This is a genomic window from Streptomyces sp. NPDC036822, assembly GCF_055609145.1.
On record NZ_JBVJPY010000008.1, the window covers coordinates 1 to 14,228 of the forward strand.

General features: G+C 73.2%; 14 protein-coding genes. 10 read left to right on the top strand and 4 right to left on the bottom strand.

The features are described 5' to 3' along the window. Window positions 1-152 precede the first annotated feature (152 nt). The 8 genes from ACZ68P_RS19705 (at window position 153) to ACZ68P_RS19740 (ending at window position 9,970) form a co-directional block, all read left to right on the top strand. A complete protein-coding gene (locus tag ACZ68P_RS19705; RefSeq protein ID WP_471007760.1) occupies window positions 153-992 on the top strand; it encodes an inositol monophosphatase family protein in 840 nt (279 codons plus the stop codon). 150 nt (window positions 993-1,142) lie between these two features. After that, the gene (locus ACZ68P_RS19710) at window positions 1,143-2,588 is read left to right on the top strand and encodes an AMP-binding protein (protein ID WP_471007761.1); all 1,446 of its coding nucleotides are present in this window, start codon (window positions 1,143-1,145) and stop codon (window positions 2,586-2,588) included. After that, window positions 2,578-3,093 (top strand): acyl carrier protein, encoded by a 516-nt coding sequence (locus ACZ68P_RS19715; RefSeq protein ID WP_471007763.1) that lies wholly within the window; start codon window positions 2,578-2,580, stop codon window positions 3,091-3,093. Before ACZ68P_RS19710 ends, ACZ68P_RS19715 begins: the two co-directional genes overlap by 11 nt. Then, window positions 3,093-4,502 carry a class I adenylate-forming enzyme family protein gene (locus ACZ68P_RS19720; RefSeq protein ID WP_471007764.1) on the top strand — a complete coding sequence of 470 codons (1,410 nt, stop codon included), beginning with the start codon at window positions 3,093-3,095 and terminating at the stop codon, window positions 4,500-4,502. Before ACZ68P_RS19715 ends, ACZ68P_RS19720 begins: the two co-directional genes overlap by 1 nt. Continuing rightward, window positions 4,499-5,503, top strand: coding sequence for a serine hydrolase domain-containing protein (locus tag ACZ68P_RS19725; protein WP_471007766.1), 1,005 nt, complete (start codon window positions 4,499-4,501; stop codon window positions 5,501-5,503). Before ACZ68P_RS19720 ends, ACZ68P_RS19725 begins: the two co-directional genes overlap by 4 nt. Window positions 5,504-5,603: 100 nt before the next feature. Further along, window positions 5,604-6,971, top strand: coding sequence for a hypothetical protein (locus ACZ68P_RS19730; protein ID WP_471007767.1), 1,368 nt, complete (start codon window positions 5,604-5,606; stop codon window positions 6,969-6,971). 120 nt (window positions 6,972-7,091) lie between these two features. Further along, the gene (locus tag ACZ68P_RS19735; RefSeq protein ID WP_471007769.1) at window positions 7,092-8,609 is read left to right on the top strand and encodes a pyridoxal phosphate-dependent decarboxylase family protein; all 1,518 of its coding nucleotides are present in this window, start codon (window positions 7,092-7,094) and stop codon (window positions 8,607-8,609) included. Further along, a complete protein-coding gene (locus ACZ68P_RS19740) occupies window positions 8,606-9,970 on the top strand; it encodes a lysine N(6)-hydroxylase/L-ornithine N(5)-oxygenase family protein (protein ID WP_471007771.1) in 1,365 nt (454 codons plus the stop codon). The genes ACZ68P_RS19735 and ACZ68P_RS19740 overlap by 4 nt, the downstream gene beginning before the upstream one ends. A gap of 54 nt (window positions 9,971-10,024) precedes the next feature. On the opposite strand, the gene ACZ68P_RS19745 is transcribed toward ACZ68P_RS19740, so the two are convergent. Next, complete coding sequence (locus ACZ68P_RS19745) at window positions 10,025-10,891, bottom strand: hypothetical protein (RefSeq protein ID WP_471007773.1); 867 nt, start codon at window positions 10,889-10,891, stop codon at window positions 10,025-10,027. A 97-nt stretch (window positions 10,892-10,988) separates the two neighbouring features. Beyond that, on the bottom strand, window positions 10,989-11,861 hold the full coding sequence (locus ACZ68P_RS19750) for a LysR family transcriptional regulator (RefSeq protein WP_471007775.1): 873 nt from the start codon (window positions 11,859-11,861) through the stop codon (window positions 10,989-10,991). 77 nt (window positions 11,862-11,938) lie between these two features. Here ACZ68P_RS19750 and ACZ68P_RS19755 point away from each other — a divergent pair, with 77 nt between their 5' ends. After that, entirely contained in the window at window positions 11,939-12,661 is a 723-nt protein-coding gene (locus tag ACZ68P_RS19755; RefSeq protein ID WP_471007776.1) for a CTP synthase C-terminal region-related (seleno)protein, read from the top strand. A 17-nt stretch (window positions 12,662-12,678) separates the two neighbouring features. Here the strand turns inward: ACZ68P_RS19755 and ACZ68P_RS19760 are convergent, their stop codons facing one another. Further along, window positions 12,679-13,314 (bottom strand): nucleoside/nucleotide kinase family protein, encoded by a 636-nt coding sequence (locus tag ACZ68P_RS19760; protein ID WP_471007777.1) that lies wholly within the window; start codon window positions 13,312-13,314, stop codon window positions 12,679-12,681. Window positions 13,315-13,362: 48 nt separating this feature from the next. Here ACZ68P_RS19760 and ACZ68P_RS19765 point away from each other — a divergent pair, with 48 nt between their 5' ends. Continuing rightward, the gene (locus tag ACZ68P_RS19765) at window positions 13,363-13,755 is read left to right on the top strand and encodes a VOC family protein (RefSeq protein WP_471007780.1); all 393 of its coding nucleotides are present in this window, start codon (window positions 13,363-13,365) and stop codon (window positions 13,753-13,755) included. 23 nt (window positions 13,756-13,778) lie between these two features. Here ACZ68P_RS19765 and ACZ68P_RS19770 read toward each other — a convergent pair whose 3' ends face one another. Continuing rightward, window positions 13,779-14,228 carry an ATP-binding protein gene (locus ACZ68P_RS19770; RefSeq protein ID WP_471007782.1) on the bottom strand — a complete coding sequence of 150 codons (450 nt, stop codon included), beginning with the start codon at window positions 14,226-14,228 and terminating at the stop codon, window positions 13,779-13,781.

Sequence of the window (14,228 nt, forward strand, 5' to 3'; positions counted from 1 at the left end):
CATCGGCCTCACCGACCACCAGATCGACACCATGTTCTGGGACAACCCCCGCGCAGCCATCCAACACACCGTCACCAACCGCTGAATCGAGGCGAAGCCGGATTCCGACGCGCCGACGCGCGGGGATCCGTCCGTCACGAAGAGGAGGGGAGATGTCGCCGATCGACGCCGAGCTCGAGACCGTCCTCGGCGCGGCCCAGCGCGCCGTGGACGCGACCGACGCGATCCTCAGGCGGCTCCACCGGGAGCCGCGCGAGGTGTCGGTGAAGTCCGACGGCTCGCTGCTCACCCGCGCCGACCTCGCCGTCGAGGACGCGATCCGCGGCGAGCTGGCCCGTCACGCGCCGGGCACCGAGGTCTTCGGCGAGGAGCGCTCCGGCCCGGAGGGGGTGCGCGCGCTGCTCGCCGGCGAGGTCGACGGGTGGCTGGTGGACCCGATCGACCACACCCGCCACTTCGCGCGCGCCGACCCGGAGTTCGGCACGCTCCTGGCCTACCTCCGCGAGGGCGAACCGGTCGTCGGTGTCATCTCCGCCCCGCTCCTCGGCCTCCGCGCCTGGGCGCGGCGCGGGGGCGGCGCCTTCGTCAACGGGCAAGCCGTACGGGTCAGCGACCGGCACGACCTGGCATGGGCCGAGGTCGCCTTCGCGGGTTTCGCCGAATGGACCGCGGGCGCTCCCCACCGCAACCTGCAGGCGGTGCTGGCCCGCTCGTCGTACCCCCACGGCACCCGGGGCGGCTTCCTCCAGCATCTGCGCGTCGCCGACGGCAGCGTCGACGTGGCGATCGAGCCGTGGGGCGCGGCCTGGGACCTGCTCCCGGGCGCCTTGATCGTGACCGAGGCGGGCGGGCGCGCCACGGCGCTGGACGGCGGCCCGTCGGGGGCCGCTTCCGACGGCGGCTTCGTGGTCAGCAACGGCCCCCTCCACGGCGAGGTGCTGGAGCTGCTGCGGGCCGGGGTGCCGACGGCCGGGGGGAAGCTCACGGGATGAACACGCTGTCGAGCGGTGCCGTGGTGCGCCCGGCCGCGCGCGAAGTCCGCCGTACGGAGTCGAGCGGTGCCGTGGTGCACCCCGCTGACCAGCCCGGCCGGCTCCCGCGTCAGGGCCACGCGCGCGAAGTCCACCGTACGGAGGTGACGCATGACCGCTGAGCCGTCCGCGTCCCGTGCCGCCCCGGGCGGCGAGCTCTCGCTGCGCCGCTCCTGGGACGGGGCCGAGGCGTCCCGGGTCGCCCTGGCCCACCTCCGGTCCGGCACGGAACTGACCTTCGGCGAGGTGGAGACGAGGGTGTCGTCGGCCACGCGGGAGATGCTCGCGCAGGCCGCCGCTCACGGTCTTCGGCGCCCGGTCGTCGTGCGCGAGGCCGACGACGAGATCGCCACGCTGGTCGGCGTCCTGGCGGCGGCACGGGCGGGGCTGGGACTCTGCCTGGTGCGGTCCGGCACCTGGCCGGCGTCGTCGGAGCGGCTGTGCTCGCAGCTCGTCGCCGCCGGGTTCGACGGCGTCCTGCACGCGGGGACGCTCGCCGCGCGGGGCGAGCGCGCGCCGCGGGAGGAGACGGCCGGATGGCGTCTGCTCCTGCACAGCGGGGGGACGACGGGCCGCCCCAAGCTGATCCGCCTGGACCTCTCCCCCGCCGCGCTCGGGGGGATGCTCCGCCTGTACCGGCTGGCCGGCTGGCGTGCGGGGCTGAACCAGCTGGTCATGCTGCCCCTGCACCACGCGGCGGGCCTGATCCCCGCCCTGGCCGGACTCCTCGACGGTCACCGCCTCACCGTGACGGGCAGGCCCTTCGACTCCGACGAGGTCCTGGAGGTCATCGGCTCGCAGTCCGTCGAGTGGTTCTGCACGACGCCCACGCACCTGCGCCTGCTGGCGTCAGCCGACCGGTTCGCCTTGGCCGCCCTGGACAGCCTGCACGGCGTCCTGCACACGGCGGCCCCCTGCGACCACGAGACGAAGCGACGGTGGATCGACCGCGTCGGGCCGACGCGGGTGCACGAGTTCTACTCCTCCACCGAACAGGTCGGCCTCACGTTCTGCTCCGGGCGGGAGTGGACGGAGCGTCCCGGCACCGTCGGGAAGGGCTACCTCACCCGTATCAGCGTGCGTGACCGCGAAGGCAGGCCGGTCCCGGCCGGCACCGTGGGCGAGGTGTACATGCGGAGCCTGTCGCACGCGCGCAACACCGCGCCCGGTGTCCGGCGGACGAGCGACGGCTACGGCTCGGTCGGCGACAGGGGGTATCTCGACAGCGCGGGGTACCTGTTCCTCGTGGGGAGGGACGGAGACATGTTCACCGTGGGGGGCGAGAACGTGTACCCCGCCGAACTGGAGAGCGCGATCCTCGCGTTCCCCGGAGTCCGGGACGTGATGGTGCGGGCGCGTCCTCACCGCGTGCTCGGCAGCATCGCCGAGGCCCTCGTCATCGCGGACGAACCGACGAGGTCCACGGCGTCCGCGATCAAGGCGCACTGCCGGAGGACCCTGCCGCCGGCGTCCCGGCCCCATGTGCTCTCGTTCGTCAGCGCCCTCCCCCGTAACGACATCGGCAAGTTGAAGAGATTGAGTGACGATGACCACTGATGCAATAGCGCCCACCGATCTGGCCGCGTTCGTCGAGTCCCTTCCCGACGTCGCCGCGTGCTCCGTCGCCTTCGCGCAGGACCGCTGGATCGTGGCGATCCGCTCCGGCGGAGCGGTCAGCGCCGTCGAGTACCGGAACCTCACGTGGGAGCACCTCGGCCGGGGGACACCGGCTCCGGTGATCGTCATGGAGGATCCGTCGACCGTCGGCGAGCCGACGATGGAGCTGGTGGAGCGGGCTGCGGCGGAGAGCCGCTCGGTCTACACGGCCGCGCGGGACGACGTCGAGGAGCACGTCTGCCGGATCGTCGCCGCGGCGACCGAGAACGCCGTCGTGGGCGTGGACGACGACCTCTTCGACCTCGGAGCCGACTCGCTGGTCCTGATCGAGGTCTCGACCTCGATCTTCGAGACGTACGGCGTGCAGCTCGAGATGCAGGAGGTGTTCGAAGCCGGCACCCCGGCGCAGGTGGCGCGGCTGATCAAGGACCGGACGGCGGACTGATGTGGCTCCTGGGAGGCGAGCGGGACTCCGTGGCGGTCGTCGCCGAGGGCGAGACGATCACCTACGGCGAGCTCGGACGTCTGGTGGACGACTTCGCCGCGAGGTACCTCGGGCAGGAGGGGGCTCTCGTCGCCGTCATGGCCGAGCAGAACCTCCGCACGATCGTCGCGTACCTCGCCTCGTTCGTCACGCCGACCACGGTCCTTCTGGTCGACCCGCAGAGCGGACCGGAGGCCGTGGACCGCGCCGTCGCGGCCTATGAGCCGCAGCTCGTGGTCGGTCCTCCGTCGCTGGATCAGGACCTCTACGGCGAGGCCGAGCCGTGTCACTGGGTGCGCCGGGGAGGCGGGGCGTCGGGCACGGCGCACACCAGGCTGGTCCTGCTCACCTCGGGCTCGATGGACGCGCCGAAGGGCGTGGCGCTGGGCGAGCCGGGCCTGCGGGCCAACGCCACCGGCATCATCGACCGGCTCGCGCTGGACAGCCGCAGCCGCGCCATCACCAGCCTGCCGCTGCACTACGCCTACGGCCTGTCGGTGCTGCACTCCCATCTGGCGGTCGGCGGCAGCCTCGTGGTGACGAGGGAGCGGCCCACGTCCCGGAGGTTCTGGGGCGCCCTGTCGACCGGCGGCGTCACCCATCTCGCCGGCGTCTCCTTCATGTACGAGCTGTTGCAGGATCGATTCACCAGCCACTGGCCGGAGTCGCTGCGCCAGCTGACGCACTCCGGCGGGCGGCTGAAGCCCGAGGTCCAGCGCCGCTATCTCGACCTGGCGCTGGAGCACGGGGCGCAGTTCTTCCCCATGTACGGACAGACCGAGCTGATGACACGCGTCTCGGCCTTCGACCTGACCCGCAGGCCGGACAAGGCCGGCTCCGTCGGCGTACCGCTCGACGGGATCGAGGTGGCCTGCGACGAGGGCGAGCTGGTCGTCAGGAGCCCCAGCGTGATGCAGGGCTACGTCGACTCGGCCGTCGCGCTCCGCGGCCTGGAGGGCCGCGCGCCGTCGCGCGGGTTCCACCGGACGGGCGACCTGGCGACCGTGGACGACGACGGGTTCATCTGGATCACGGGCCGCAAGACCCGGATGGTGAAGCAGTTCGGCAAGCGCGTCAGTCTGGACGAGATCGAGACGTACCTCCGGCGCGAGGGGGACGTGGCCGTCATCGGCACGGACGCGGAGATCGTCATCTGCGTGGCCGGAGGCCGGGCCGATCCGGACGGCCTCGTCACGCGGACCGCGCGGGCGGCCGGCCTGCCGGCGGCCTCGATGTCGGTCGAGGCGGTGCCCGGCATCCCGAGGACGAGCCGGGGAAAGGTCGACTATCCCGCCCTGACCTCGCTCGTCGCGGCCCGGCGCGAGACCGCCGGACGGCCGGACCGGGACGCCCGAAAGGACCCGGCGTGAACCTCATCGACGGCAGCCGTCTGCCCGCCACGGTCTCGGAGCGCCTCATCGTGCGGCGGGCGGGCGAGACCCTCCACGACGAGCAGGTGGGCGCGCAGGACGAGACGTTCTCGCTGCTGTGCGTCAGCAAGCCGGTCTTCGCCCTCGCCGCGCTGAACTTCCTGTTCGGCCGGACCGACGTCGCTCTGGACGATCCGGTGCGGCCCCTGCTGCCGGACGCGTTCGGGCCGCGGTTCGACGCGGTCCGGATCCGCGACCTGCTGACCCACTCCAGCGGCATCACCCGGGACGCCACGCCGGGGCGGTGGTCCGAGGCGCGCTTCCAACGGTGGATCGCCGGCTCCCCCGTGGACCCGGCGCGCTCGCCCGCGTACTCCGTGATGACGGGCTGGTACGTGCTCGCGCTCGCCCTGGAACGCGCCTCGGGCATGGACAGGGCCGCGTTCGCGAAGCGCTACGCCTTCGAGCCCTTCGGCGCCCGCCTGGGCTTCGGCCCGCAGGCACCCGGCGAAGCGCCTCCGCTGCCGATCATGAACGGGGAGACGGGCGACCGCGAGCCCGATCTGTGGTGGGCCGACGCGCCCGACGTCATGGCCTGCGCGTGGCCCGGCTCCGGCTTCCGCGGTACGGCGGAGGACCTGATGCGGATCTTCGGGGCCGTCGCCTCCCGCAAGGGCCGGGAGTCGCTGCCCGAGCCGCTGCGCCGCGCGGTGGAACACCTGGAGCGGCCGGTCGGCGGGGGCCTGTCGACGGACGGCGAGGGCAAGCACGCGTTCGACTACTCGCACGGGGCGCTCGTGGGATGGCGGTGGCTCGGTCAGGAGCCGGGGCGGGAGGGTTTCGGCTCCGACTCCGGCACCGGGTCGTTCGTCCTCGCGGACACCCGCCGCGAAATGTCGGTGGTCTACGTCAGCAATCTCGTACGGGAGCCGGTGCAGAGCCTCTTGCGCCGCCGCCGGCTGATGAGACGCGTCTACGACCTTGTCGACGACGAGCGATGAACGGGGCGTTCCGTGCCGGGCTCGGCACGGGGCGCGGGAGCGGTCGTGGCGAGCGGCCCACGATCACACGGCAACGCAGGACACGAGGCGGGGAGACCGGGTGGACAGCAAGCGAACGGGCCTCACATGGGGGCAGGCGGCCATGGTCGAGATGTTCCACCACCGTGGACTGGACCCCGCCCACTGGCCGTTGAGCATCGTCTTCGACGAGCAGGAGGGGCACACCGACCGCGATGGCGTCCTGGCGGCGCTGCGCGCTCTGGCCGGCCGGCACGACGTCCTGACCTCGGTGTTCGAGGCCGCGGACGACACACTCGACCACGCGGACCCCGACACGTTCCCCCGGCAGATCGTGCGCCCGGGAGCCGACGTGCGCCCGCTGACGATCGAGGTCGACTCGACCGACGCTCCGCTCACCAGCGAGGGTGTCCTGGGGCTCACCCAGAGCGAGTTCGTGCGCCGCGGCCAGGCCTTCGTCCCCCTCCTGATCAACCGCGGCGGCAGATGGCTGGGGGGCGCGGTCGTCTCGCACCTCGCGGTGGACGGCAGCGGGCTGGAACTGCTGCACGACGAATACCGCGCGTTCCTCACCGGCTCCGCCCCGCGCGTGCGGGCGGCCGGGATCGCCGAGGTGCTCGACGCCGAGCGGTCGCCGGCGTTCGCCCAGGCGGATAAGGAGAACCTGGCGGTCGTGCAGCGGATCCTCGCCGAGGCCCCGGAGGCCAATCTGCGGAAGGACCCGACCGAGGCCGCCACCTTCGGGGTCGTGGAGTCCTCCGGGCACGCGCGCACCCTCGGCAGGCTCAGGTCCCTGTTGCGCGTCAGCAAGCCCGGCATCTCGCTCATCGTCTACGCGATCCTGCTCGGCGCCGATCTGTCGACGCGCCGGGTCGTGATCCGGTCCCAGCACCGCCGGCCGTCGCCCGTGCCGGGCGCCGTGAGCGTCGTGGCGAACTCCCCCTTCGCCTTCAGCTCCGTCTCGGTCGACCCGGACCTGAGCTTCCGGGACCTGGTGGCGCGGGAGTACGCGGCGGTCGTCGAGGGCTACCGTGCCTCCCTCTTCTCGCCCTACGGATACGAGCAGGTCAAGCGCGTCGTCGCGCGGGAACGGGACCTGGAGGAGCTGGACGGCCTGCCGGAGTTCAACTACCTGCTGAAGGGCGGGCCGGGCCGGGTGCGGGACGGTGTCCTGGCGGCGAGTTCGGTGGAGCGCTCGTGGTGCGAGATCGTCGACGGCGTCCAGCCGTACTCGCGCGGCAACCTGAGCATCTTCGAGGAGACCGACCACGACGTCCTGCAGCTGTTCGGCACCCGGTGGCGGGAGTCGACCGACGCGTTCGAGGTCGTCCGCACCTTCAACCGGTTCTGTGCCGTGGCCGCCACGGACGTCGACCAGCGGGTCGGCGACATCCTCGACCGCGCGAAAGGCCTCTACCGCGCCCGTCCGATCGCGGCGGCCCTTCCCTAGCCGCGCGTACCCCCGTCCCCCTACGCGTCTCCCGAAGCGACCCGCGATGCATCGACGTGACCGGCGCCGCGTGGTGTCCCACTCTGCCTGACCTCATTCGCCCCTCAGGGAGGAACCTCCATGCGAAGCAGGTCCCACCTGCTCAACAGCGCGACGGCGGAGCGCTACCACCGTGACGTCGCCCTCGCCACCGACCGCATCGCGCGCAAACTCGCCACTGTGGAAGGCCCGTTCAGCGGCGTGACCCCGCAGGAGCTCGCGCCCCTGGTCGACGGTGTCGATCTGGACACCCCCCTCGGCGACACGGCGGCGGCGCTCGACGAGCTGGAGCAGGTCTATCTGCGCGACGCGGTCTGGTTCCACCACCCCCGCTATCTGGCGCACCTCAACTGCCCGCTGGTGCTGCCGGCCGTGGTCGGCGAGGCCGTGATGGCCGCCGTCAACTCCTCCATGGACACCTGGGACCAGTCGGCCGGCGGCACCCTGATGGAGCGGCGGCTCATCGACTGGACCGCCCGGCGCGTCGGGCTCGGGACGGGCGCCGACGGCATCTTCACCTCGGGCGGTTCCCAGTCCAACCTGCACGCGCTGCTGCTCGCCCGCGAGGAGGCGCTGCGGCTGGCCGCGAAGAGAGCCCACGCGACGGGCGGCGCCGGCGACCCCGGCTCCGTCCGCAACGCCGTGCTGCCCACCTTGCGCGTCCTGGCCTCCGAGATCGGCCACTTCTCCATCGACAAGTCCGCCCGGATCCTCGGCCTGGCCCCGGACGCGGTCGTCCCGGTGCCCGTCGACGCCACCACCCGCCGGATGAGCGTGGACGCCCTCTCCGAGGCGCTGGACCGCTGCGCCCGCCGGGGGGAGACGGTGATGGCGGTGGTCGCGACGGCCGGAACCACCGACTTCGGCAGCATCGACCCGCTCCCGCGGATCGCCGAGCTGTGCGAGCGGCACGGCACCTGGATGCACGTGGACGCGGCCTACGGCTGCGGCCTGCTGGTCTCCCCCACCCGCCGTCACCTGCTGAACGGCATCGAGCGGGCCGACTCGGTCACCGTCGACTACCACAAGTCGTTCTTCCAGCCCGTCTCCTCCTCCGCCGTCCTGGTTCGCGACCGCGCGGTGCTCAGCCATTCCACCTACTACGCCGACTATCTGAACCCCCGGCGGATGGCCGAGAACGCCATACCCAACCAGGTGGACAAGTCCCTCCAGACCACCCGCCGCTTCGACGCGCTGAAGCTGTGGATGACGCTGCGCGTGATGGGGCCCGACGCGGTCGGCGAGCTCTTCGACGAGGTCGTCGACCGCGCCTTCGAGGGCTGGAAGCTCCTGGAGGCCGACCCCCGCTTCGAGGTCGCCATCCGTCCCGAGCTGTCCACGCTCGTCTTCCGCCACCGGCCCGCACCCGGCACCCCGGCCGCCCTCGCGGACGCCGCGACCCTGTACGCCCGCGAGATGCTCGCGGCGAACGGCGAAGCCCTGATCGCCTCCACCGTCGCCGACGGACGGCACTGGCTCAAGTTCACCCTGCTCAACCCCATGACCTCGTCGGAGGACATCTCCGCCGTCCTCGATCTGATCGCCACGTACGCCGAGCGGCACCTGGCCGCGCCCGCCCCCGCGGCGCTCGGCACATGACAGCGCACCCGACCACACCACCGGAGAACGAGACCGTGCCCCTGCCGCAAGAGGACGCTCATATCCACGACTTCGCCGCCATCGGCATCGGCCCCTTCAACCTGGGTCTCGCCGCGCTGACCGAGCCGGTTTCCGGCACGGTCCCCGGCGCCGACGGGATCTTCCTCGACGAGCGGGAGCACTTCGACTGGCACCCCGGCATGCTGCTGGAGTACTCCACGCTCCAGGTGCCCTTCCTCGCCGACCTCGTCACCCTCGCCGACCCCACCTCGCCCTACTCCTTCCTCGCCTACCTCAAGGAGTCCGGCCGCCTGTACTCCTTCTACATCCGCGAGAGCTTCTTCCCCCTGCGCAGCGAGTTCCGCGACTACTGCCGCTGGGCGACGCGGAAGCTCGCGCACCGGCTGCGCTTCGGCCACCGCGTCACGCGCGTCGACCACGACGAGTCCGCGGGTGTCTACACGATCCGCGCCGAGACGCCCGACCGGTCCGTGACCCTCCGCGCCCGGAAGCTGGTGCTGGGCACCGGCACGACGCCGTACCTCCCCGAAGCCGTGCACGGCCTGGACGGCAAGCATCATCTGCACACCAACGACTACCTGCTCAGGAAGGCCGAGCTCCAGGAGCGGCGGTCCATCACCATCGTCGGGAGCGGGCAGAGCGCGGCGGAGATCTACCAGGACCTTCTGCAGGACATCGACACGCAGGGCTACGAGCTGAACTGGATCACCCGCTCGCCGCGCTACTTCCCCCTCGAATACACCAAGCTGACCCTGGAAATGACCTCACCGGAGTACGTGGACTACTTCCACGGTCTCCCGGCCGGCACCCGCGACGCGCTGAACGCCTCCCAGAAGAACCTCTACAAGGGCATCGACGCCGACCTCGTCAACGACATCTTCGACCTGCTCTACGCCAAGCGGCGCCGCGGCCCCGTGCCCACCCGTCTGATCACCAACACGGTGCTGACCGGCGCGGAGCACACCGGCGACGTCTACACCCTGCAGCTGCGGCAGCAGGAGCAGGGACGGGACTTCACCCTGGACACCGAGGCCCTGGTCCTGGCCACGGGATACCGCTACCGGCAGCCCGACTTCCTGGAGCCCTTGCGCGAGCGCATCGCCTGGGACGGCAGCGGCCGCTACGACGTCTCCCGCAACTACGCCATCGACACTGCCCGTTCGGAGATATTCGTCCAGAACGCCGAGCTGCACACCCACGGCTTCGTGACCCCCGACCTGGGCATGGCCGCGTACCGCAACTCGTGCATCATCCGGGAACTGACCGGCCGGGAGGTCTATCCGGTGGAACGCTCCATCGCCTTCCAGGAGTTCGGCGTCCCCGCACCGTCCGACCCGTGACCGCGGGCGGGCCGCCGGCTTCCGTGCGGCCCCCACGGCCGACAGGCGCTACCGTCAGCGCAGCAGCGCCCCGCGCAGGGTGATCCCGTGCCGTGTGCGCAGCCGCCGCAGCTCCCACATCGCCACGACGGTGACGGACAGCGGCGCCCCCAGGAGGAAGGCCAGCCGGGCCCCGAGCGGCACCGTGGCGTAGGCGTCCCGGAACACGTCGAAGAGGGCGACCTCCCAGACGAGGAGCGTGGCGAGCAGCGGCGGGACCGTCTCGTGCAGGTCCGCGGTCCGGAAGACGTGGACGAGCGACTGGGCGATGCCGTAGAGGGCGAAGGGGGCGAGCCACAGCAGGAAGGCGCCCAGGGCGAAGAGCAGCACCACCCGCCACGCGGACGCGGTCCAGTCGGTGTTCTCGTCCACGTAGCCGAGCCCGGTGATCAGGCGCGGCACGGCGAGCGTGACGAAGAGCGCGAGGAGCGCCCCGGCGGGCTTGGCCGCGCGGCGCAGGAAGAGGCGCCGGTGGGGCGGGCGGGCCGCCGCGATGAAGGCGGCGACGGCGAGGGGGAAGGTCACCGCCAGCGTGATGAGGGTGGTACGGATCTGTCCGAAGCGGTCGTCCACCACGGCGTCGGCGTCCGGCGCCAGCCGGTAGGACAGCAGCATCCAGGTGATGGCGACCAGTCCGATGACCGTCCGGACGACCTGGACCCGCTTCACGACGGGGTCGTGTACCCGGTCCGGCCGGGACGGCGTGAAGACGGCCTGCGCCACGGCGATCGGGTTGAAGAGGCGCCCGAAGGTCAGCCGGCGCGGCGGGGCGGGCGGCCACGGCCCCGGCGGCGGTGGTGGTGGTGGCCAACCCGGGACCGGCGGCTGCCCCGCTCCGTACCGGTTCCATGGCCCCTGGCCGTTGCCCCCGCTGCCGCTCATCCCCGTGTCCTCCGTGTCGCCGCGCCACGTCACGAGGAGGATAGGCGGGTTGCGCTCCCCGTGACAGCGGCCCGGCACCCGGGAGGCGCCGGGTGCGTCAGGCGGGCAGCGTGCGCGCCAACTCCGCCGCCGGGCCGACGGGTTCGGCGGAGGTGCGGACGAGTTCGGTGCGGTGGACGAGCCGGGGCGCGGACAGCGGGACGGCGACGGTGCCCGGGATTCCCCCGGCGACGGAGGCGGGCAGCAGCGTCAGGCCGTGTCCGGTGGCGGCGAGCGCGCCGAGGGTGCGGACGTCGGTCCCCTCGTGGCGTACGGCGGTACGGAAGCCCTGGCCGGCGGGCCCGCCGTGCGCGGCCCGCAGCCGGTCCGGCGGGAACCCGGCGTCGGGGGCGTCGATCCAGCGCGCGTCGACGAGGTCGGCGAGCTGGAGCCCGGCCCGGCGGGCCAGCGGGTGCCCGGTGGGCAGCAGGACGGCCACCGGCTCCTCGCGCACGCGCACGGCGGTGAGCGGGGCGGTGTCAGCCAGCCTCAAGGGGTCGCTGGGGGCGGCGAGTCCGTCGACCAGGCCGAGGTCGGCCTCGCCGGTGGCGACGGCCGCGGGCACGTCGTCGCGGGGCAGGGTCCGCACGGTGACGCCCGTGGCGGGCAGGGCGGCGAGGGCACGCGGGTGCGCGGCGAGCGGGGACACGGCGACGGTCAGCGCCTCGCCGGGCGCGCCGGTGAAGCGCAGGACGTCGGCGCGGGCCGCGTCGAGCCGCAGCAGCAGCGGCCCGGCGTGTTCGAGGAGACGTTCACCGGCCGGGGTCGGGACGACGGGCCGGCGGCCGAGGAGGGGGAGGCCGAGGTCGTGCTCCAGGGCGGCGATGTGCTGGGAGACGGCGGACTGCGTGTAGCCCAGCTCGCGCGCGGCCCCGGAGAAGGAGGCGAGCCGGGCGACGGTGACGTACGTACGCAGGAGGTGCGGGTCCATGTCCATCAGTGTTCACGATGGAGAGTGCACGGATCATCGTTGGACGTGAACGGGGCGTGCCGACCAGCATGGCCGTCATGACGAGAACCCCTCGGATCGCCCTGGTCGGCGACCGCTCCCCGCAGGTGATGTCCCACGCCCGCGTACCGGCGCTGCTCGACGGGCTGGCCGAGCGCGACGGCCTGCTCCTCGACGCGTACTGGATCCCCACGACGGACGCGGCGGCCCCGGACGCGGTCCGGGGCTTCGACGCGGTGTGGGTGCTGCCGGGCAGCCCGTACGCGAGCGAGGCGGGCGCGCTGGCGGCGATCCGCACCGCACGGGAGGACGGTGTCCCGTTCCTCGGCACGTGCGGCGGCTTCCAGCACGCGCTCCTGGAGTACGCCCGCCACGTCTGCGGCCTGACGCGCCTCGCCCATGCCGAGAACGACCCGGAGGCGGACGCCGACGACCTGCTGATCGCCCCGATGGCCTGCTCGCTCGTGGGGCACGAGGGGGTGGTGCGGGTGACGCCGGGTTCGCTGGCGGAGTCGGTGCTCGGCGCCGAGCGGACGACGGAGCGGTACCACTGCTCCTACGGTCCGGACGGCCGGCATCTGGGGACCCTGCGCGCGCACGGCCTGCGGTTCACGGGCGAGGACGAGCAGGGCGGGGTACGGATCGCCGAGCTGCCCGGTCACCCCTTCTTCATGGCGACGCTCTTCCAGCCGGAGCTGGCGGGGGACGGGACGCGCCCGCACCCGATCGTCCGCGCGCTGGCGCGGGCGGCGACGGAGCACGGGGCGGGCCGAGCGCGGTGACGCGCGGCGGCGGGGTCTCAGCTCATCCGCACGACGAGGTGCGCGCGGTCGCGCCCCCGGGCCACGAGCCGGGCGTTGGCCTCGTCGGAGTCCCTCACCCAGAGTTCGGCCTCGGCCGGCTCCTTGCCGAAGCGGACATGGCGTCGGACGAGCCGGGGCACGCGCCGCCGGTCGTCCAGATCGAGGTACCACGCCTCGTCGAGGAGCGGCAGGACCGCGGCCCACGGGCCCTCGTCGTGGAGCAGGTAGTTCCCCTCCGTCACGACGAGCGGTACGTCCGGGGCGACCGGTACCGACCCTGCGACGGGCTCCTCCAGGGCGCGGTCGAAGGCGGGGGCGTAGACGACGGTGCCGGGTTCGGGGGCGCGCAGGCGGGCCAGCAGAGCGGCGTACCCGGCGGCGTCGAAGGTGTCCGGCGCCCCCTTGCGCCCCGCCCGGCCGAGCCGCTCCAGCTCTCCCTGCGCCAGGTGGAAGCCGTCCATGGGCACGAGCACCGCGCGCCCGTCGAGCCGGTCGACGAGCCGGGCGGCGAGCGTGGACTTCCCGGCTCCGGGCGCCCCGGCGAGACCCAGGATCCGCCGCCGCCCGGGGACGGCGAGGAGCCGTGCGCGAGCGGTGAGGTCGGCGAGCTGCTGGGCGTCCATGCCGGGCATTCTCGCACCACGTGGCGAGAAGCCGGTCATACGTATAACGTGGGCCTCATGTCCTCCCTCGCACTCGTCACCCTCGTCGTCCGTGACTACGACGAGGCCCTCGCGTTCTACACGGACGCCCTCGGCTTCGACCTGGTCGAGGACACCGACCGGGGCGACGGCAGCCGCTGGGTCGTCGTGCGCCCGGCGGGGAGCCCCGCCGGCACGGGCCTGCTCCTCGCGCGCGCGGCCGACGGCGACCAGGAGTCCCGCGTGGGCGCCCAGACCGGCGGGCGGGTGGGCTTCTTCCTGCACACCGACGACTTCGCGCGCGACCACGCCCGGATGACGGCGGCCGGTGTGCGCTTCCTGGAGGAGCCGCGCCACGAACCGTACGGCTCCGTCGCGGTCTTCGAGGACCTGTACGGCAACCGCTGGGACCTGCTCCAGCCCGCCTCCTGAGCGGGACGCCCACGGCCGGCGGCTCAGCCGAGGTCGAGCTCGGCACGCACCGTCTTCCCCACCGGCACGCGGTCCAGGACCTCCCAGCGCGAGGCCAGCGCCTCCACGATCAGCAGTCCGCGCCCGCCGTCGGCGAGCGGCACCACCGCCCCGGCCGCCGCACCGGGCGCCGGAGGCCGGCACTCGGTGCGCGTGTCCGCGACGTCGAGGCGGAGCAGCAGCCCCGGCGTGTACGAGAGCGTCAGCTCGAAGTCCCGTCCGGGCACCCGCCCGTGGGTGACGGCGTTCGCGGCCAGCTCGGCGACGAGGAGGGCCGCGGTGTCGGAGGTGTCCGTGCCGTGCGGGACGCCCCACCGGTCGAGCTGGTGCAGAGCGAGCCGCCGGGCGAGCCGGGCGCCGCGCGGCGTGGAGCTGAAGCGCTGGGTGAACACACGTACGGTGACGGGTGCTTGCTGGGTCCGGGGGGAGGTCAT

What these genes read in the sequence shown, in the direction of transcription:
- ACZ68P_RS19760 (WP_471007777.1), bottom strand. Translation starts at nt 13,314, where the DNA reads ATGCCCGGCATGGACGCCCAGCAGCTCGCCGACCTCACCGCTCGCGCA.
- ACZ68P_RS19770 (WP_471007782.1), bottom strand. Translation starts at nt 14,228, where the DNA reads ATGACCTCCCCCCGGACCCAGCAAGCACCCGTCACCGTACGTGTGTTC.
- ACZ68P_RS19710 (WP_471007761.1), top strand. Translation starts at nt 1,143, where the DNA reads ATGACCGCTGAGCCGTCCGCGTCCCGTGCCGCCCCGGGCGGCGAGCTC.
- ACZ68P_RS19735 (WP_471007769.1), top strand. Translation starts at nt 7,092, where the DNA reads ATGCGAAGCAGGTCCCACCTGCTCAACAGCGCGACGGCGGAGCGCTAC.
- ACZ68P_RS19740 (WP_471007771.1), top strand. Translation starts at nt 8,606, where the DNA reads ATGACAGCGCACCCGACCACACCACCGGAGAACGAGACCGTGCCCCTG.
- ACZ68P_RS19755 (WP_471007776.1), top strand. Translation starts at nt 11,939, where the DNA reads ATGACGAGAACCCCTCGGATCGCCCTGGTCGGCGACCGCTCCCCGCAG.
- ACZ68P_RS19750 (WP_471007775.1), bottom strand. Translation starts at nt 11,861, where the DNA reads ATGGACCCGCACCTCCTGCGTACGTACGTCACCGTCGCCCGGCTCGCC.
- ACZ68P_RS19745 (WP_471007773.1), bottom strand. Translation starts at nt 10,891, where the DNA reads ATGAGCGGCAGCGGGGGCAACGGCCAGGGGCCATGGAACCGGTACGGA.
- ACZ68P_RS19715 (WP_471007763.1), top strand. Translation starts at nt 2,578, where the DNA reads ATGACCACTGATGCAATAGCGCCCACCGATCTGGCCGCGTTCGTCGAG.
- ACZ68P_RS19705 (WP_471007760.1), top strand. Translation starts at nt 153, where the DNA reads ATGTCGCCGATCGACGCCGAGCTCGAGACCGTCCTCGGCGCGGCCCAG.
- ACZ68P_RS19765 (WP_471007780.1), top strand. Translation starts at nt 13,363, where the DNA reads ATGTCCTCCCTCGCACTCGTCACCCTCGTCGTCCGTGACTACGACGAG.
- ACZ68P_RS19720 (WP_471007764.1), top strand. Translation starts at nt 3,093, where the DNA reads ATGTGGCTCCTGGGAGGCGAGCGGGACTCCGTGGCGGTCGTCGCCGAG.